Annotated in this window: 15 protein-coding genes; 4 read left to right on the forward strand and 11 right to left on the reverse strand. The window is 69.8% G+C overall.

Annotation, left to right across the window (positions count from 1 at the left end; all coding sequences use genetic code 11):
- The first annotated feature begins 98 nt into the window (after nucleotides 1-98).
- Nucleotides 99-1,559: an aldehyde dehydrogenase family protein gene (locus tag BN1701_RS22925; RefSeq protein ID WP_054052081.1), complete on the forward strand. Its 1,461-nt coding sequence runs from the start codon at nucleotides 99-101 to the stop codon at nucleotides 1,557-1,559.
- Here BN1701_RS22925 and BN1701_RS22930 read toward each other — a convergent pair.
- The 3 genes from BN1701_RS22930 to BN1701_RS22940 form a co-directional block, all read right to left on the reverse strand.
- Entirely contained in the window at nucleotides 1,556-3,049 is a 1,494-nt protein-coding gene (locus BN1701_RS22930) for an FAD-binding oxidoreductase (RefSeq protein WP_054052083.1), read from the reverse strand. The two genes, BN1701_RS22925 and BN1701_RS22930, sit on opposite strands and share 4 nt — an antisense overlap.
- Before the next feature lie 316 nt (nucleotides 3,050-3,365).
- Nucleotides 3,366-4,877 (reverse strand): FAD-dependent monooxygenase, encoded by a 1,512-nt coding sequence (locus BN1701_RS22935; protein ID WP_231949679.1) that lies wholly within the window; start codon nucleotides 4,875-4,877, stop codon nucleotides 3,366-3,368.
- A gap of 34 nt (nucleotides 4,878-4,911) precedes the next feature.
- On the reverse strand, nucleotides 4,912-5,877 hold the full coding sequence (locus tag BN1701_RS22940; RefSeq protein WP_054052085.1) for an MBL fold metallo-hydrolase: 966 nt from the start codon (nucleotides 5,875-5,877) through the stop codon (nucleotides 4,912-4,914).
- A 225-nt stretch (nucleotides 5,878-6,102) separates the two neighbouring features.
- On the opposite strand from BN1701_RS22940, the gene BN1701_RS22945 reads away from it, so the two are divergent.
- Complete coding sequence (locus BN1701_RS22945) at nucleotides 6,103-8,124, forward strand: S8 family serine peptidase (RefSeq protein ID WP_157368171.1); 2,022 nt, start codon at nucleotides 6,103-6,105, stop codon at nucleotides 8,122-8,124.
- Between the two features lie 36 nt (nucleotides 8,125-8,160).
- Here BN1701_RS22945 and BN1701_RS34585 read toward each other — a convergent pair whose 3' ends face one another.
- From BN1701_RS34585 to BN1701_RS22965, 4 genes are all read right to left on the reverse strand, one after another.
- On the reverse strand, nucleotides 8,161-9,537 hold the full coding sequence (locus BN1701_RS34585) for a plasmid pRiA4b ORF-3 family protein (protein ID WP_054052089.1): 1,377 nt from the start codon (nucleotides 9,535-9,537) through the stop codon (nucleotides 8,161-8,163).
- 70 nt (nucleotides 9,538-9,607) lie between these two features.
- Nucleotides 9,608-9,802: a DUF397 domain-containing protein gene (locus BN1701_RS22955; RefSeq protein WP_054052091.1), complete on the reverse strand. Its 195-nt coding sequence runs from the start codon at nucleotides 9,800-9,802 to the stop codon at nucleotides 9,608-9,610.
- Nucleotides 9,803-9,845: 43 nt separating this feature from the next.
- Nucleotides 9,846-10,040, reverse strand: coding sequence for a DUF397 domain-containing protein (locus BN1701_RS22960; RefSeq protein ID WP_054052094.1), 195 nt, complete (start codon nucleotides 10,038-10,040; stop codon nucleotides 9,846-9,848).
- Between the two features lie 22 nt (nucleotides 10,041-10,062).
- Nucleotides 10,063-10,917, reverse strand: a complete 855-nt coding sequence (locus BN1701_RS22965; protein WP_054052095.1) for a helix-turn-helix transcriptional regulator — start codon at nucleotides 10,915-10,917, stop codon at nucleotides 10,063-10,065.
- A gap of 118 nt (nucleotides 10,918-11,035) precedes the next feature.
- Here BN1701_RS22965 and BN1701_RS22970 point away from each other — a divergent pair, with 118 nt between their 5' ends.
- A complete protein-coding gene (locus BN1701_RS22970; RefSeq protein ID WP_054052097.1) occupies nucleotides 11,036-11,596 on the forward strand; it encodes a hypothetical protein in 561 nt (186 codons plus the stop codon).
- Here BN1701_RS22970 and BN1701_RS22975 read toward each other — a convergent pair.
- The 4 genes from BN1701_RS22975 to guaB all read right to left on the reverse strand — a co-directional run bounded on the left by BN1701_RS22975 (nucleotide 11,514) and on the right by guaB (nucleotide 16,476).
- Complete coding sequence (locus BN1701_RS22975) at nucleotides 11,514-13,232, reverse strand: GMC family oxidoreductase (protein WP_054052100.1); 1,719 nt, start codon at nucleotides 13,230-13,232, stop codon at nucleotides 11,514-11,516. The two genes, BN1701_RS22970 and BN1701_RS22975, sit on opposite strands and share 83 nt — an antisense overlap.
- A gap of 78 nt (nucleotides 13,233-13,310) precedes the next feature.
- On the reverse strand, nucleotides 13,311-13,805 hold the full coding sequence (locus BN1701_RS22980; protein WP_054052102.1) for a GNAT family N-acetyltransferase: 495 nt from the start codon (nucleotides 13,803-13,805) through the stop codon (nucleotides 13,311-13,313).
- Nucleotides 13,802-14,941: a GuaB3 family IMP dehydrogenase-related protein gene (locus BN1701_RS22985; RefSeq protein WP_054052104.1), complete on the reverse strand. Its 1,140-nt coding sequence runs from the start codon at nucleotides 14,939-14,941 to the stop codon at nucleotides 13,802-13,804. The genes BN1701_RS22980 and BN1701_RS22985 overlap by 4 nt, the downstream gene beginning before the upstream one ends.
- 23 nt (nucleotides 14,942-14,964) lie before the next feature.
- Entirely contained in the window at nucleotides 14,965-16,476 is a 1,512-nt protein-coding gene (gene guaB / locus BN1701_RS22990; protein ID WP_054052106.1) for an IMP dehydrogenase, read from the reverse strand.
- 236 nt (nucleotides 16,477-16,712) lie between these two features.
- Here guaB and BN1701_RS22995 point away from each other — a divergent pair, with 236 nt between their 5' ends.
- Complete coding sequence (locus tag BN1701_RS22995) at nucleotides 16,713-17,084, forward strand: DUF5319 domain-containing protein (RefSeq protein ID WP_054056059.1); 372 nt, start codon at nucleotides 16,713-16,715, stop codon at nucleotides 17,082-17,084.
- Nucleotides 17,085-17,124: the final 40 nt, after the last annotated feature.

Raw genomic sequence — 17,124 nt, forward strand, 5'->3', positions numbered from 1 at the left:
CCAGGTCAGGACGGCGGAACCCTAGCCACCATCTTCGGTCAGCCACGGCCATCGTAGCTTGGCGAGCCTCCGGCGGGGCTCGGGCCTACGGTTGACCTATGACTGACGACGATGAGGACGCGGTCGTCGCCAAGCCGCGCCCGTTCTGGGTGGCGGGCCGCGCGGAGACCAGCGACGAGACCCTCGACGTGCACCACCCGTACGACGGAACCGACTTCGCCACCGTGTGCGTGCCGACCCCCGAACAGGTCGAACGGGCCGTGGCCGCCGCCGCTTCGGTGGCCAAGGAGTTCCGTTCCTCCCCCGCGCACCTGCGGGCCGCCGCGCTCGACCACGTGTCGCGGACGCTCGCGGAGCGGGCCGAGGAGATCGCCGAGACGATCACCGCCGAGAACGGCAAGCCGCTGAAGTGGGCCGAGATCGAGGTCGCGCGCGCGGTCTCGACGTTCCGGTTCGCCGCGGAGGAGGCCCGCCGATTCGTCGGCGATCTGCAGCGGCTCGACACCGACGTCAACGGCGAGGGCCGGATCGGACTCGTCCGGCGGCGGCCGCGCGGGCCGGTGCTGGCGGTGGCGCCGTTCAACTTCCCGCTGAACCTGGTGGCGCACAAGGTCGCCCCCGCCATCGCGGTCGGCTCGCCGGTGATCATCAAGCCCGCGTCGGCGACACCGCTGTCGGCGCTGCTGCTCGGTGAGATCCTGGCCGAGACCGACCTGCCGCCGGGGGCGTTCTCGGTGCTGCCGGTGCGCGGGTCGGCGATGTCGTCACTGGTGGCGGACCCGCGGCTGCCGGTGATCTCGTTCACCGGGTCGACCAAGGTCGGCTGGGGGATCATGGAATCCGCGCCGCGCAAGCACGTGGTGATGGAGCTGGGCAGTAACAGCGCGGCGATCGTCTGTCCTGATTGGACTGACCTGGACCGCGCGGCCCAGCGGATCGCGACGTTCGGCAACTACCAGGGCGGCCAGTCGTGCATCGCGGTGCAGCGGGTGATCGTGCACCGCGACGTGGCCGACGCGTTCGTGCCGAAGCTGGTCGACGCGGTCTCGGCGTTGCGCACCGGCGACCCGTTCGATCCCGAGGTCGAGGTCGGCCCGGTGATCGATGAGGACAACGCGGCGCGGATCACCGACTGGATCGCTGAGGCGGTCGGCGGCGGCGCGCGGGTGCTGACCGGCGGCGGACGCAAGGGCACCTCGGTCGAGCCGACTGTCCTGGCCGACGTGCCGCCGACGGCGAAGGTGAGCTGCGAAGAGGTGTTCGGGCCGGTACTCGTGGTGTCGGTCGTGGACTCGGTGGACGCGGCGTTCGCGCTGGCCAACTCGACGGAGTACGGCCTGCAGGCCGGGGTGTTCACCACCGACCTAAGGGTCGCGTTCCGCGCGGCGGCGGAACTGGAGGTCGGCGGGGTGGTGATCGGCGACGTGCCGTCGTATCGAGCCGACCAGATGCCGTACGGCGGGGTCAAGGGCTCAGGAACGGGCCGTGAAGGTGTGCTTTCGGCGATGAACGACTACACCGAGGACCAGACCATGATCCTGTCCGGAATCGACCTCTAAGCGCGGTGGACCGACTGGGCGAAGTTGAAGACTCGGTCCGGGTCGTACTTGCGGGCGACGTCGCGCAGGCGGCTTAGGTTGGCGCCGTAGTAGGTGACGCCCCAGTCGGGCATGGCGGCCTCGATGTAGTTGACGTAGCCGCCGGTCGCGCCGAGGCGGGCCAGGCCGTCGCGCACCGCCGCGACGCTCTGCGCCGCCTCGGACTCCGATTCCTGGGTGGCCTGCCGGTAGATCTGCGCGCTGGCGAGCGCGGCGCGGTGCGGGAAGGCGGTGTCGGCGGGCTTGCGCTCGCCGACCGCGCCGCCCAGGGAGTCGAGCAGGATGTCCATGCCGGTGCGGCCGGACAGCAGCTGTTCGAGGCCCGCCGGGTCGCGCAGCGGCTCGCCGAGGATCCGGGACGAGGCCACGAAGCCCTCGCGGAGGGGCGGGGTCGGGGTGCACGACTTGGTGGAACAGCCACCGAAGTACTTCATCGCGTCCAGGTAGCCGCGCTGTCCGACCGTCCGGCTAATCGGCCTGACCGACTTGACCAGGGTGTCGAGCAGCTGGTTGAGCGTCGCCGGGCTGCCCGTGAACGACCCGCCGACCCGCGCCTTGGGCGGCGACCCCGCCGACACGACACAGTTCGACCACAGCTCGTCGGGCGCCCCGGCCACCCACTTCTGCCAGGCACCGACCACCTCGGCGGCCGACCCCTGCGGGAACGTCAGGGTGAAGACGACGAGGTCGGGCGCGGGATCGGTGTTGAAGGTGAACGAGGTGACGATCCCGAAGTTGCCACCCCCGCCGCCGCGCAGACCCCAGAACAGGTCGTCATCGGAGTAGGCCGACGCGGTCCGCAGCATCCCGTCGGCCGTCACGACCTGCGCGGACCGGAGCTTGTCGCAGGTCAGGCCGAATTTGCGGGAGAGCACCCCGATCCCGCCGCCGAGGGTCAGCCCGCCGATGCCGACGGTCGGGCACGAGCCGCCAGGCAGGCACCGCCCGGCTTTCGCGAGGGCGGTGTAGACGTCGATGAGGCGGGCCCCGGCCCCGATGACCGCGGAACCGTCGCCCTTGACCTCGACCGACGACATCGCTTTGAGGTCCACGACCAGCCCACTGTCGGGCACCGAGTACCCCGCATAGCTGTGTCCGCCACTGCGCGCGGCGATCGGCAGATAGGCCGCGCGGGCCACCTCGACGCACGCCTGCACGTCCTCAGCGGTCCGAACAGCCGCGACGGCCATCGGTTTGCGCTGGTCGAACAGGGTGTTGAACGACCGGCGGAGGGTGTCGAAGTCCGCCGAGCCCGGCTGGCTGAGCCCAGCCCCGAGCCGCGCCCGCAGCGACGCCCAGTCGGGTGGGACAGGAGCGGGCCTGCTGGTGGGTGTGCCCGAGGTCAGCCCGGTGGAGGGCGCGGTGGAGGGATCCTGGCCGGGCACGGCCCGAGAGCAGGCACTGGCCGCCGCTCCCACGCCAGCGGCCCAGAGGAACTTCCGCCTGCTCATCCCCACTTGCGCACCTCCGCCCCCGATTGCACCACTCGGGGGGCACGCCTGCCGATCGGCACGTCTCGGCTCCCCCGAAAGTCCTCGGACTCCCTACCGATGACGCGGCAAGACTAGAGCGCATCGACGCAGGTCAGGGTAACGATGTGGCGACGGGACAATCCGTGATCGCTCGTAACGCCGCTACTCACAGGTACATCACGCGAGCCACAGGCGGGCGAGGTCGACCCGGCCCTACCGGATCCATCCGGCCTTGGCCCCGCGTGCGCCGTGCAGCACCACTCAGTTGCCGGTCCGGGACAGCACCGGGACCGCGCTATTGATGCCCGGCTCCCCGAGACAGCGCGCTTATCACCTCCTGATCGACATCGGGGCCGCGCGACACGGCGGCCAGGTAGCCATCTGGGCGGACCACGGCGGCTCCCGACTCGCCCAGTGTCAGCAGGGCGGCCGCGTCCGGCGGGACCGGAACGACCGTGACGTGGTCCGGAAGCTCGGGCAGCTCGACCCCCGGCGCGGCCAGCACCGTGAACCAGGGCCCGAACTTGTCCCGTAATCGAGTGCCGTCGGGAAGTGGCACGTCGGGACAGAGGACGCCGGGGACCGGAGGGCGGGGTACGCCCGGCTCGGTGGGGAAGTCCGACTCGCCGCTCGGCGTGGTGAGCGGCGAGTCCAGGTACCAGAAGGGTTCCGAGAGCTTCCCCGAGTCGATCTGAGAGCGCACGGACGGATCGCGCACGCTGCGTTCGAGGATCTCGTGGCGGTGGGCTCGTTCGGTGGCGTCGGCGGGGACCAGGAAGCGCATGGTGGCGGCGGTGACGGCGAGGTTCTCGTCGGCGGCGGCGCCGCGTTCGGTGTCGTAGGTGGACAGGAGGGCCCCGCCCGCCCAACCCGCGTGGGTGGCGGCGATCTTCCAAGCGGCGTTCTCGACGTCGGCGAGCCCGGAGTTCATGCCGCGGGCGCCGAACGGGCTCATCACGTGGGCCGCGTCGCCTGCCAGAAAGACCCGGCCGACCCGCATCCGGGGCACCCGGCGCTGATGGAAGCGGTAGACCGACGCCCAGATCAGGTCGTAGTCGATCTCGCCGATCACCTGGCGAATGCGGGTGTGCAGGCCGTCGCCCGCCTGGTCCGCGGCCAGGTCGTAGTCCTCGGGGACCTGCCAGTCGATCCGCCAAACCGAGTCGGGCTGGGGGTGCAGCAGCACCTGCCTGCCAGGATTCCAGTCCGGGTCGAAGTAGAAGCGCCGCTCCGGGACCGGGTAGTCCAGCTTCGCGCGGATGTCGGTGATCAGGAACTTGTCCTCGAAGGAGCGGCCGTCGAACGGCAGTCCCAGCAGGTCGCGCGCGGTCGAGCGGGAGCCGTCGGCGGCGATGCAGTGGCTGCCGTCGAACTCGCGTCCACCCGCGGCCACGGTGACGCCGTCGTCGTCCTGGCGCAGGCCCGTGACCGGGTGGTCGTAGCGCAGGTCGATCAGCGGCTCGGCGGCCACCTCGGCTTCCAGCAGCCCCTCGACCACGTTCTGCGGCGTGTTGACGAACGGCGGGAACTGCCCCGGCGGCGGCTCCGGGAAGGCCATCGTCACGACCTCGTGCTCGCGGTAGAAGATCCGGCCCGAGTACCAGGTGACCCCGGCGTCGACCACCTTCCATCCGACGCCGACGCGTTCGAGGATGTCGAGCACGTCGCGCTGGACGCAGATCGCGCGACTGCCCATGACCGCGCGCTGCTGCCTCGACTCCAGCACGACGCTGGGGATTCCCTTGCGGGCCAACAGGAGCGCGCCGGTCAGCCCGACCGGACCCGCGCCGACGATCAGGACAGTCACGACCGCCCCCAGCCACGCCCAAGTGACAACGTCTTCACCGTTCACCCCGCAGGCTCGCCCAGACCTCGCGGTCGCGCTCGGCGGTCCAGATCACCGGCCAGTCGACACCGTCGAGTTCGTCCCAGTAGCGCTGGACGTCGAACGGCAGGCAGTGTTCGAAGATCGGCCACCGCCCATACCGCGGTTCCAGCGCGGCGTGCGTCGCCTCGAACGCCTCGCCCACGCCGCCGCCGCGCCCGTGCACCTCCCCGACGATCCGGCGCAGCTCGTCGAGGAAGTGCCTGCTCTGCGCGATCGCCGCGGCCACCGCGTCGGCCCCATGCGCCACCGCACCCCGCCCGCCGACCAGCGCCTCGGCGCCGAACTCGGCCACGTTGTCCAAAGTGGACGTCGCCCAATCGTCGTGGAACGCGTCACCGGTGTAGAGGGCGGCTTGAGCCTCGACGAGATCGCCCGCGAACAGGATCTTGGGTTTGGGCAGCCACGCCACGATGTCGCCCGCGGTGTGCCCGCGCCCGCAATAGGCGAGCACGAGATCCCCCCGGTCGCCACCGAGCGGGATCGTCAGCCGGTCGGTGAAGGTGATCGTCGGCCACGTCAGCCCCGGGATGCTCTCGGGCTCCTCGAACAGCCGAGGCATCCGCCCGAACTCGCTGGCCCAGTCGGCCTCCCCGCGCTCGGCGATCAACCGCCGAGTCTCCGAATGGGCTACGACCTCCTGTGCGTCGAACGCGCTCGCGCCCAGCGTCCGGACGGCGTGGTAGTGGCTTAACACCAGGTACCGCACCGGTTTGTCCGTGCGCTCCCGCAGCTGGTCGAGCCACCGCCGCGCGGCCACGGGGGTCGCCCGGGCCTCGAAGCACACCAGGAAGTCCTCGCCTTCGACGGCGCATACGTTCGGGTCGCCCTCGGCGGTGAGGGCGTAGACCCCGTCGGCGAGGTCGGTGAAGGTCTCGACCTTCGGCTGGAGGTCCGCGCTGGACGCGAATGCTTTCGTCACGCGGTCAACACTGCCAAAACACGCACCGGAGCAACAGGGCCGCCCGCTTGCCTGTGGACAACTCGTAGGGGTGTGGACAACCGGCGTGATCTGCGGTTTCAACAGTTGACAGAGATCGCCGTAAACAGACACGGCGATGGGAAAACCACGCCCTTCCGGTCGGCAAGCCCAGCCACCAAGCTGAGAAAAATTTACGTTTGCCGCCACTCACCGAAGGGTTCCACCGTGGTCGCCCACCCTGCATCCAGGGCGGCTCGAAGGATTCTGCTGCCCGCCGTGGTCGCCGTCGCGTTACCCGCGTCGTCGATCTACGCCACAGCCGAGCCCGTCGAGCAGTCGCCCGAACGGACCGCCCAGCACCTGACCGGCCCGAAATCGCCTGACATCCTCCACCTGAAGTTCGCCGAAGGCACCGCCGTGCGGCTGCGCGGCGGCGCCCTCGTCTCGCACACCCGAGCGCCGATGGACCGCGCCCAGCGCCTACTCGCCGGGGCAGGCGTGGAACCGCTGTTCACCGGGGGCGAGGCCGAACTCGACCGCCTGCACCGGCCGAACACGCCCAACCTGAACCAGTGGTATCGGGTCAAGGTGCGGCCCGGTACCAACATCCAGCGCGCCGCCGCCGAACTGGCCGCCCTGGACGTGATCGAGACCGCGTATCCCGAGCCGCTGGGCGAGCGCCCGCCCAGTCCCGACTACACCGCCCGGCAGGGCTACACCGATGCTGGGTCCGCCAGCGGCATCGACTCCGACCACGCCAACACCGTGCCCGGCGGCACCGGCGGCAACGTGCGCGTGGTCGACATCGAATACGGCTGGCACACCAACCACGAGGACCTGTCGAAGCTGCGCCTGTCCGGGGCGCTGATTCCCAACGGCACCCCGCGCTTCTCCTACCAGGACCACGGCACCGCGGTGCTGGGCGAGATCGGCTCGGACGCCAACGGCAGCGGCACCACCGGCATCGTGCCGGACGCGGGCCTGCACATGACCAACGTGGACAACCAGCGCGGCTGGGACGGGGCCAACGCCATCCTCACCGCGGCCAGGGCGGTCAGCCCCGGTGACGTGATCCTGTTGGAGCAGCAGACCAGCGCGTGCGGCGGATACGCCCCGATCGAGGTCATCGCCTCGGTGTACGACGCCATCCGCACGGCGGTGGCGGCCGGAGTGCACGTGGTCGAGGCCGCGGGCAACGGCAACCGAAACCTCGACGACGCCTGCTTCGGCAGCACCTTTCCCAGCGGCAAGGCGGACTCCGGCGCGATCATCGTCGGCGCGGGCGCGGCGGCCAACTGCGGGCGCACACCCCGGTCGAAGCTATCGTTCTCCACCTACGGATCGCGGGTGAACCTGCAGGGCTGGGGCGAGTGCGTCGCCTCGACCGGCTACGGCGACCTCTATGGATCGGGCAGCGCCAACAACTACACCGCCAAGTTCTCTGGGACATCGAGCGCGTCCCCGATCGTCGCCGGCGCGGTCGCGGCAATCTCCAGCATCGCCGAGCAGCGCGGGATCACCCTGACGCCCGCGCAGATGCGGGATCTCCTGGTGCGCACCGGCAGCCCGCAACAGGGCACCGGCGGCAAGATCGGACCGATGCCGAACCTGCGCGCGGCCATCGAGTCGCTCGGTGGTGGCGGCGGGAACATCACCCTCGCGCTGAACCCGACCGCAGGCTCGGTCACGGCGGGCGGATCCACCACGGCCACCGCGTCGGTGACCGGCACGGACCAACCGGCGAGGCTCACCGCGTCGGGCGCCCCCGCAGGCGTCTCGGTGGCGTTCTCGCCGGACACAGTGGGCCCGGGTGGAACGTCGACCATGACCGTGTCCACGACGGCGTCAGCCACTCCCGGCACGTATCCGATCACGGTGACCGGCGCGGCGGCCTCGGGCACGGGTTCGGCGACGTACTCGCTGACCGTCACCGGTGCGGGCGGAACCTGCGGGCAGGCCTACACCGGCACCCTGGCCCAGGGCGCTACGGCGATCCAGCCAGGCGGCACGTGGTACCAGTCGACGTCGGCGGGCACACATAAGGGCTGCCTCGACGGGCCGAACGGCACGGACTTCGACCTGTACCTGGACAAGTGGAACGGCAGCGACTGGAACGCCGTCGCCCAGTCCAACGGCGGCACTCCCGACGAGTCGATCACCTATTCCGGCACGGCGGGCTACTACCGGTACCGCGTCGTCGCCTACACCGGCGGCGGCGCCTACACCTTCAGCGTCACCAAACCCTGACGAGGCGAGGGGGCGGGTCACACCCTCGCCCCCTCATTACTCGCCGAGGAGGGCTTCAGTCACCTCGACCGCGCTGAACGCGGCCGGGTCGAAATCGGCCGCTGATCCCAGGCCCAACCAGTCGAGGGTCTCGGCGTGCTGCTCGTCGGTGGGGTCGGCAAGGATGTCGACGAGGCGGGCGTATCCCCCGACACCGCCGCAGTCCTCGGGCGGAGCGGCGCGACGGCCGCCCGTGCACCGGGGCAGAGCGGCCCAGTCGTCGGGTGCGAGGACCTTCTCGACAGTGATGTCGAGTTCCCAGTAGTCACCGAAGTCGTAGACGTACTGGATCTTCGCCCCCGCGTCCGGGGCCACGGCTTCCAGACTCACGCCGTCCGACGGCAGGCAGTCGAGTCCGGCGTCAACGTCGCCGAAGTCGCCAAACGGGGTGCGGAAGACATGCAAGTGCATGTCGTCCCAGTCGAAGGCGACCTGGATGATCTCGTGCAGTTCGGGCAGGGTGATGTCGGACGGGACTTCCAGCCGACGCCAGATGGGCGGCTTGGACCCACGCAGCGCGACCTTGAGCTGGTAGACGGTCACGACGTGGTCGGGATGGGCCGGCTTGGGCCGGTCCGATTCGGGCAGCGTCGCGAGCCATGGTCGAATCAACAGCGCCATCACCGGGAAGGGCGGGCCGTCGTCGTCGAGTTCCGGCCGCGGACCGTCCGCGAGTTCATGGACAACGCGTGCCGCCATCGCGACTTCGACCGACCACCGGAACTCGGCGGGAGCGATCCGTTCCACGGCCGCCGCCGCCTCTTCGGCCATCGCCGCCAGCGCCCTGCGCATGTCCTCGCCTGGCGCGAGGATGAGTTCGGAGACCTCGCCGCAGTTGATCTCGTCGATGGTGACGATGAGCGCATGAGACGCACCTGCCCGCACGAATGTCGCGGCCAGCACGGTCGCGTCGCCGCTGGGGTGGGCGAGCCGCAGGCACTCCGCGACAGTCACCGGTTCGCGCAGCGCGTCGAGCCAGGCCGGACGCGGTGCGCCCGCGAGGATGAGACGGTCCGCGGCGGCTGACGCGGCGACCGCCAGCCGTTCGTCAGCGCACGCACCAAGCGCCGCCAGCAGGGCGGCCGAACTCGCACCGGGTCTGCGCTCAAGATCGGGGACAAGTCCGTCCACCAGTGCGTCGACGTAGTCGGCTCCCGCGTCCACGGCAAGCATCCCGGCCGCGTACATCTCCGCTTCGATCGGATCGTCGGCGGTCGCAAGGAGCTCGCCGCCCGCGATGATGCCATCGAGCCCACTTCCGGCACCGGAACACTCGGGACAGTCGCACGCCTCCGGTTCACCTGACCAGACGACTGACAGTCCCCTGCCCTTCGCCTTGTCCTTGCGCTTGCGACCACGACTGACCGGGCTCATGCGTAAGCATTGTTCCCCATCTCGGCGAGCACGGCCCCTGGACCCTGCCGACCAAGCACCTGACGGCCTGTCAGGCCCGAACGGACGCGACCAGCGCCGACAGTGCCGCGCCCGGAAGAACCAGAGCGGGACCGCCCGCGTTCTTGGAGTCACGCACGCCGACGGCATCGGCGACAACCGCAAGTTCGACACAGTTGCCGTTGTTTCCACTGCTGCGGCTGGACTTGCGCCACTGAGCGCGGGAGAAGTCGTGTCCGGCGGTCATCCCGCACCCCTATTCGTCGGGCTACAACTGTTTGGCCAGCTTGTCAGGGCCGAACGGACGCCACCAGCGCCGACAGTGCCGCGCTCGGAAGAACAAGAGCGGGACCGCTCGCGTTCTTGGAGTCGCGCACGCCGGCGGCCTCGGCGATAACCGCGAGTTCGACGCAGTTGCCGCCATTGCCGCTGCTGCGGCTGGACTTGCGCCACTGGGCGCGGGAGAAGTCGTGTCCGGTGGTCATCCCGCACCCCTGTTCGTCGGGCCTACAACTGTTTGGCCAGCTTGCCGATGAGCGCGAGGGACTTGGCCTCATCCAGTGCCAACTCGGCGATCTGGTTGAACACCAGCCTATACCTGGAGATGTCGATGGCACGTTCCGGATAGAGGCCACCCGGTTCGATCTCGACATAGACGGTCGACAGCGCCGCCTCCTCGAACTGGAGGATGGAGAACGCTCCATTCATCGCCGGGTGCGCGCCCGCCGAGAACGGCAACACCTGTACCCGCACGTGGTCGAGCTTCGCCCGCTCCATCACGTGCTTCAACTGCGCCCGCATGACGGCGGGAGACCCGACCACTCGGTGCAGAACAGCCTCATTGATCACAGCATGGAAACCCGGCGGATCGTCGCCGACAAGATGCCGTTGACGAGCACTTCGTAGCGCGGCATGGCGTTGCGGATCGCCTTCTTCCACGTCCGGCCGGAACGCGCGGCGGACGACGGCGGTGTAGTCCTCGGTTTGCAGCAAGCCGGGAATGAACTCGCACTCGTAGGTGAGGATCTGGTCGGCGTCGGACTCCATGCCGATGTACGTGCGGAACCAGTCCGGAACCGTGTCGCCGTACGAGGACCACCAGTCCTTCTGGTTGGCCTGCTTGCCCTTGCTCAGCAACTCGTCGAACAGGTCGCCGTCGATGGCGTACAGGCCGAGCAGCGCACGCAGGTTGCCAAGCCCGATGTTCTGTCTGCCCAGCTCGATCTTCGACATGGTCGGCTTGCCGATTCCGACGTAGTCCGCGGCTTCGGCCATCGAAACGCCTGCCTTGTCGCGCAGCGCCCTGAGGTCCTTGCCCAGCCGCCGCCTGATGATCACCGGTCCTGGTCCGCGTTCGCCCATGCCTTGATCTTCGCCCGCATGAATGGGACATAGCCAGGGAAATCACCCAATCGTGCAGTGCCATTGAAGAAATTTCCTCGGTTAAATTGCGACACAGGGTGTCGACCGGGGAGACGTCATGGACCTGCGAGCGCAGCGCGTCATGGAAAGCAAGTTCGGCTGGGCGGGCGGAATCCCGCAGTTCGCCTGCCGGTGGACCATCAAGGCGTGCACAGCGGATTTCCGCTGGTCGACGATGATCTTCGATCTGCTGCCCGACCGCTCGCACGTGGCCGTCTACCCCGGTGCCGTCACCACGGGCGCACTCCTTCTGGAGCGGTCGCCCATCGAGGTACTCGCCACCACGCTCGACACCCGAGAGACCTGCGCGGTCCCGGCGCTGCATCCCCAGCACGGCGACCGCCTGCTCAACCTGCGACCATGCGCGCTGCCGCACGAACCGCCATGGACGAACCGACCGGCCGACAGCCCGCCCTACCTCGGTCCCATGGAGTTGGTGGCGGAACTCCCCAAGGACCCCGGAATCCGGGTGGTGTTCCGGCATGACCGGGTTCAGGCCCTCGAAGAGACCCTCGCCGAGATCGTGCAAGCCTCAGTCAGCGGACATCCACGATCTTCAACCGCAGCGCGCCGGGCGCCTCGGCTGGGACTGCCGGGTGTGCCGGGGCGACCGGGGTGATCCGTCGGTAGCCCGCGTCCTGCGCGGGCCGAGGGTCCGACTCGCCCTTGTTGGGCCAGAACGACATCGCCCGCTCGGCCTGCGCGGTGATCGTCAGCGACGGGTTCACACCCAGGTTCGCCGAGATCGCCGCTCCGTCCACAATGGAGATACCGGGGTAGCTGAACACCCGGTGATACGCGTCGATGACGCCCTTCGACGGGTCGGGCGCGATGGCGCAGCCGCCGATGAAATGAGCCGTCAGCGGGATGTTGAACACCTCGCCCCAGGTGCCGCCCGCGGTGCCGCCGATGTGCTTGGCGGTCAGCTCGTTGGCCACCTGACCTGCGGGGATGTAGGTCGGGTTCGGCTCGCCGTGGCCCTGCTTCGACGTGTACTTCCGCCGCCCGAACATGCCCTTCTTGGTGTAGGTGGTGATCGAATTGTCCAGGCTCTGCATCACCAGCAGGATCACCGTCCGCTCGCTCCAGCGGTACCCCTGCAGCAACTGCGCGGTCTTGATCGGGTGCCTGCCGACGAACCGCATCGCTTGCACCCAACGCGGGACGCTCGACCCGCCGTCGGTGGCGATGGTCTGCATCAGGCTCATGGCGTTGCTGCCCTTGCCGTAGCGGACCGGCTCGATGTGGGTGATCTCGTCGGGGTGGATCGAGGACGTGATGGCCACGCCCTTGCTGTAGTCGTGGGTCGGGTCGACCTTGGGCCGGGCGGCCCCGATGATCGACTCGGAGTTCGTCCTGGTCAGCTCGCCGAGGGTGGCCGAGAGCTCAGGCAGCGCGCCCGTGTCGCGCATGCGGTGCAGCAGCGTCTGAGTGCCCCAGGTGCCCGCGGCGAGCACGACCTGGCCCGCGGTGATCGTCCGCTTGCCCTTGCGCAGCTTCTTGCCGGTCCTGCGGACGTCGACCTCGTAGGACCCGTCCCCGCGCGGGCGCAGCGACGTGACCGTGGTCAGCGGCATGACCTGCGCGCCGCCCTGCTCTGCCAGGTACAGGTAGTTCTTGACCAGCGTGTTCTTAGCCCCGACCCGGCACCCTGTCATGCACGAGCCGCACTCGGTGCACCCCGTCCGCGACGGGCCGGCGCCGCCGAAGTACGGGTCGGCCACCTCGACGCCCGGCTGGTCGAAGTACACCCCGATCGGCGTCGGGTGGTAGCTGTCGGCCACGCCCATGTCGGCGGCGACCTTCTGCATGACCTCGTCCGACGGCGTCGTGGTCGGGTTGGTGACCACGCCGAGCATCCGCGAGGCCTGGTCGTAGTACGGCGCGAGCTCGGACTCCCAGTCGGTGATGTCGGCCCACTGCCGGTCGTTGTAGAACGGCTTCAGCGGCCGGTACAGCGTGTTCGCGTACACCAGCGACCCGCCGCCAACGCCCGAGCCCGCGAGCACGACGACGTCCTTGAGCAGGTGGATGCGCTGGATGCCGTAGCAGCCGAGCGCGGGTGCCCACAGGTACTTGCGCAGGTTCCAGGACGTCTTGGCGAACTCGTCGTCGGCGAAGCGGCGGCCCGCCTCGATGACCGCGACGCGGTAGCCCTTCTCGGTGAGCCGGAGGGCGGCCACGCTCCCGCCGAACCCGGATCCGACCACAACGACATCGAAGTCCGGGTTGTTACCGGTGAGTTGCGTAGCCATAGGACGAGATTAAGGCGCGGCGAACGGCCTGGCCAGAGGCCGACCAGATTTTTCTATGACCGTGAGTAACAGAGTCGGTCAATCTAGGTCTGACCGCAGGAAACCGTAGAGAACGAGGTCTCGGCGCACGCCCGCGCGCAGCTGAGCACCCCGGACGACGCCCTCGCGCTGGAACCCCGCGCCGAGCAGCGCGCGGTTGGCCGCGAGATTGTCGACATCGGTGGCCGCCTCGACCCGGTCGAGGTCGGTCGTGGCGAACAAGTGCCGCGCGACCAGCGCCAACGCGCCCACACCGGCCCGGCGCCCGCGCGCGGCGGGCAGCAGCGCGATACCCACGTTCCACGCCGCGCAGGCCCGGGTGCGCCCCCAGCCGACCTGATGCCAGCTCACGACGCCAAGCAGCTCACCTGAGGCGTCGACCACGCTCGCCCGGCTCAGCGCCACCGGGGGCGGCTGCGGACGGTCGTCGGGGTCGACGTCGAACAATCCGTCGCCCGCCGCCATCGCGGCCGGATCGCTGTCCAGTGGGACGGTCAGCGCGATCCGGCCGTCGGTGGCGAGAATCTGCCTCACGAGCGGACCGTCAGCCCGACCTTCTGGAACTCCTTGAGGTCGGAGTACCCGGCCTTGGCCATCGCCCGTCGCAGCGCGCCGAACAGGTTGACCATGCCGTCGGGGTCCGAGGTCGGGCCGAACAGCAGTGTCTGGAGGTCGACACCGTCACGGTCGGCCACGGCCAGCACGCCACTGCGCGGCAGCGACGGGTGCGCCGCCGACGCCGTCCAGTACAGGCCCTTGCCGGGCGCCTCGGCCGCGGCGGCGAGCGGGGCGCCGAGCATCACCGCGTCCGCCCCACAGGCGATCGACTTGGCGATGTCGCCGCTGGTGTAGACGTCGCCGTCGGCGATGACGTGCACATACCGGCCGCCGGTCTCGTCGAGGTAGTCGCGGCGCGCGGCAGCGGCGTCGACGATCGCGGTCGCCATCGGCGTCCCGATGCCCAGCGCGCTGTCGGTCGTGGTGACCCCCGCGCTGTTGCCGTAGCCGACGATCACACCCGCCGCGCCCGTGCGCATCAGGTGCATCGCGGTGCGGTAGTCGTGCACGCCGCCCGCGATGACCGGGATGTCCAGCTCGGCGATGAAGCTCTTGAGGTTGAGCGGCTCAGCCGAATCCCGCGACACGTGCTCGGCGGAGATGATCGTGCCCTGCACGATCAGCAGCTCCACCCCGGCGGCCAGCAGATCCGGGGTCAGCTCGGCGGCGTGCTGCGGGCTGACCCGCGCCGCCACGGTCACCCCGGAGTCGCGCACGTGCCGGATGGCCTCGGTGAGCAGGTCGACCTGGATCGGCGCGGCGTGCAGTTCCTGGAGCACGCCGACCAGCTCGGGCAGGCTGACGTCGTCGTCCTCGGCGGCGAGGATCCGGTCGAGGACCTTGTCGGCGTCGGCGTGCCGCGCCCACAAACCCTCGGCGTTGATCACGCCGAGACCGCCCTGCTGTCCGACCGCGACCGCCGTCGCCGGGGACACGATCGCGTCGGTCGGGTGGGTGATCAGCGGGATGTCGAACCGGTAGGCGTCGATCTGCCAGGCGGTGGAGACGTCCTTGGACGACCGGGTGCGCCGGGACGGCACGATCTCGACCTCGTCGAGCCCGTAGGCGCGACGGGCGGTCCGCCCCATGCCGATGTCGACAAGATCCCGCACGGTGGGTGTTCCTCTCTCAGGGACTAGCGAGTCGTGTAGTTGGGCGCTTCGACGGTCATCGTGATGTCGTGCGGGTGGCTCTCCTTGAGCCCCGCCGCCGTGATCCGGATGAGTTGCGCCTGCTGCAGGTCGGCGATGGTCCGCGCGCCCGCGTAGCCCATGCCCATGCGGAGTCCGCCGACGAGCTGGTGGACGACGGTGGACAGCGGTCCGCGGAACGGGATGCGGCCTTCGATGCCTTCGGGGACCAGCTTGTCCTCGCTGAGGACGTCGTCCTGGGCGTAGCGGTCCTTCGAGTAGGACTTCCGGTCGCCCTGGCCACGCATCGCGCCCAGCGAACCCATGCCCCGGTAGACCTTGAACTGCTTGCCGCCGACCAGGATCAGCTCGCCCGGCGACTCCTCGGTGCCCGCGAGCAGGCTCCCGAGCATCACCGCGCTCGCCCCGGCCGCGATGGCCTTGGCGATGTCGCCGGAGTACTGGATGCCGCCGTCGCCGATCACCGGGACCTTGACCGGACCGCAGGCCAGCGACGCCTCATAGATGGCGGTGATCTGCGGGACGCCGACACCGGCGACCACGCGGGTGGTGCAGATGGAGCCAGGGCCCACGCCGACCTTGACGCCGTCGGCCCCCGCGTCGACCAGCGCCTGGGCGCCCGCGCGGGTGGCCACGTTGCCGCCGACGATGTCGACCGCGTCGCCGAGTTCCTTCTTGAGCCGGGCCACGATGTCGAGCACGGCGCGCGCGTGGCCGTGGGCGGTGTCGACCATGAGGACGTCGACACCGGCGTCGAACAGCGTCATCGCGCGCTTGTAGCCGTCGTCACCGACGCCGACCGCGGCACCGCAGATCAGGCGGCCGTCGGGGTCCTTGGTGGCGTTGGGGTACTGCTCGGTCTTGACGAAGTCCTTGACCGTGATCAGGCCGCGCAGCTTGCCTTCGCCGTCGACGATGGGCAGCTTCTCCACCTTGTGCCTGCGCAGCAGGCCCAGCGCGGCCTCGGCCGACACGCCGACCTGGGCGCTGACCAGCGGGCCCTTGGTCATGACCTCGCTGACCAGGCGGGTGTGGTCGACCTCGAAGCGCATGTCGCGGTTGGTGATGATGCCGACGAGGGTGCCCTCGGCGTCGGTCACCGGCAGGCCGGAGATCCGGTAGCGGGCACACATGGCGTCGACCTCGGCGAGGGTGTCGCTGGGCGCGCAGGTGACCGGGTCGGTGACCATGCCCGCCTCGGAGCGCTTGACCGTCTCGGCCTGACGCGCCTGGTCTTCGATCGAGAGGTTGCGCTGCAGGATGCCGATGCCACCCTGGCGGGCCATGGCGATCGCCATCCGGGCCTCGGTGACGGTGTCCATGGCCGCCGAGGCGAGCGGGATGCGCAGCGTGACATTGCGCGAAATCCGGGTCCCGGTGTCGACCGTGCTCGGGATCACATCCGACTGTGCCGGCTGCAGCAGGACGTCATCGAACGTGAGGCCGAGGGTGGCGAACTTGTGGGGGACTCCGTCAGCGTTGAGCTCGCTGGTCATGATGGGTGGCGGACCTTCCTGCATGGCTGGCGGACCGGTCGGCCGGACCGGGGTCTCGGGGGTGGCCTATGTCCCCGCAACGGGCCGCGCGGAGACACGACAGAGCGCGGTTCCACCATGGTATCTGGGCGGGTTCGCCGGTCGGCCCGGTACCGTGCGTGGTCGTGCCGCATGACGCAGTCCCGCCGAACCCGTTCCCGCCGGGCGGCCCCTGGGAGGACCGACCCGCCGGGGCGCTGCCGCCCGACCCGTTCGCGGGCGACCCCGACGACCCGGCGCGCGCGCTGACCGAGCCGGACGACGACGAGAACGTGCCGATCACCGGCGACGAGCGCGACGAACTGCTCAGCGATCTGGCTGATCTGGCTGTCTACCAGGCGCTTCTGGCCCCACGCGGGGTCCGGGGGATCGTCGTCGACTGCGGCGAGTGCGAGGAGCCGCACTACCACGACTGGGCCCTGCTGGCCGCCAGCCTCGAACAGCTGCTCAACGACGGTCGGATGCGACCGCACGAGCCCGCGTTCGACCCGGACCCGCACTCCTACGTCAGCTGGGAGTACTGCCGCGGCTATGCCGACGGCGTGACCGCCAGCGAGAGCGCGTACTGAGACATATGTGACACACAAGAGGGCCCCCGCCGCGGCGGGG

The sequence above is a fragment of the Alloactinosynnema sp. L-07 genome, from assembly GCF_900070365.1.
Classification (GTDB): domain Bacteria; phylum Actinomycetota; class Actinomycetes; order Mycobacteriales; family Pseudonocardiaceae; genus Actinokineospora.

What these genes read in the sequence shown, in the direction of transcription:
- BN1701_RS22925 (WP_054052081.1), top strand. Translation starts at nt 99, where the DNA reads ATGACTGACGACGATGAGGACGCGGTCGTCGCCAAGCCGCGCCCGTTC.
- BN1701_RS22930 (WP_054052083.1), bottom strand. Translation starts at nt 3,049, where the DNA reads ATGAGCAGGCGGAAGTTCCTCTGGGCCGCTGGCGTGGGAGCGGCGGCC.
- BN1701_RS34585 (WP_054052089.1), bottom strand. Translation starts at nt 9,537, where the DNA reads ATGAGCCCGGTCAGTCGTGGTCGCAAGCGCAAGGACAAGGCGAAGGGC.
- BN1701_RS22955 (WP_054052091.1), bottom strand. Translation starts at nt 9,802, where the DNA reads ATGACCGCCGGACACGACTTCTCCCGCGCTCAGTGGCGCAAGTCCAGC.
- BN1701_RS22960 (WP_054052094.1), bottom strand. Translation starts at nt 10,040, where the DNA reads ATGACCACCGGACACGACTTCTCCCGCGCCCAGTGGCGCAAGTCCAGC.
- BN1701_RS22965 (WP_054052095.1), bottom strand. Translation starts at nt 10,917, where the DNA reads ATGGGCGAACGCGGACCAGGACCGGTGATCATCAGGCGGCGGCTGGGC.
- BN1701_RS22970 (WP_054052097.1), top strand. Translation starts at nt 11,036, where the DNA reads ATGGACCTGCGAGCGCAGCGCGTCATGGAAAGCAAGTTCGGCTGGGCG.
- BN1701_RS22975 (WP_054052100.1), bottom strand. Translation starts at nt 13,232, where the DNA reads ATGGCTACGCAACTCACCGGTAACAACCCGGACTTCGATGTCGTTGTG.
- guaB (WP_054052106.1), bottom strand. Translation starts at nt 16,476, where the DNA reads ATGACCAGCGAGCTCAACGCTGACGGAGTCCCCCACAAGTTCGCCACC.